This is a genomic window from Planococcus chinensis, from assembly GCF_020071995.1.
Lineage (GTDB): Bacteria > Bacillota > Bacilli > Bacillales_A > Planococcaceae > Planococcus > Planococcus chinensis_A.
This window is the reverse complement of record NZ_JABWTK010000032.1, coordinates 1-613: the sequence shown is the minus strand read 5'-3', so window position 1 is coordinate 613 and position 613 is coordinate 1. Positions and strand designations below refer to the sequence as shown.

Here is a 613-nt window from a genome sequence, read left to right as displayed (position 1 = left end):
TCTCCGGATCAAAGCTCACTTACAGCTCCCCGGAGCATATCGGTGTTAGTGCCGTCCTTCTTCGGCTCCTAGTGCCAAGGCATCCACCGTGCGCCCTTTCTAACTTAACCATTAGAAAGTCGACCGAAAAAATCGGTCTCATCACTCGTGTTGCTTGTTTCGTTGTTTCAATGTCGTCATATCCAGTTTTCAAAGAACAAGTTCGTTTTCGGGCAAAAAAAAGAAAACGATTGGTGGAGCCTAGCGGGATCGAACCGCTGACCTCCTGCGTGCAAGGCAGGCGCTCTCCCAGCTGAGCTAAGGCCCCAAGAAGTTATGGTGGGCCTAAATGGACTCGAACCATCGACCTCACGCTTATCAGGCGTGCGCTCTAACCAGCTGAGCTATAGGCCCTCTTGGGTATTCAAAATGATAAGGAAAGTTCTACTGAACCTTCAAAACTGAACGCAAAACGTCAACCGAAACCCGCAGGTTTCGTTCCGAATATATCCTTAGAAAGGAGGTGATCCAGCCGCACCTTCCGATACGGCTACCTTGTTACGACTTCACCCCAATCATCTGTCCCACCTTCGGCGGCTGGCTCCACAAGGGTTACCTCACCGACTTCGGGTGT

General features: G+C 50.9%; 2 tRNA genes and 2 rRNA genes. All 4 read right to left on the bottom strand.

Annotated elements, in window-relative coordinates:
- Positions 1-110, bottom strand: a 23S ribosomal RNA gene (locus HU147_RS19150); the annotation flags it as partial.
- A gap of 121 nt (positions 111-231) precedes the next feature.
- Positions 232-307: transfer RNA gene (locus HU147_RS19145), tRNA-Ala, on the bottom strand.
- A gap of 9 nt (positions 308-316) precedes the next feature.
- Positions 317-393: transfer RNA gene (locus HU147_RS19140), tRNA-Ile, on the bottom strand.
- 102 nt (positions 394-495) lie between these two features.
- Positions 496-613, bottom strand: a 16S ribosomal RNA gene (locus tag HU147_RS19135); the annotation flags it as partial.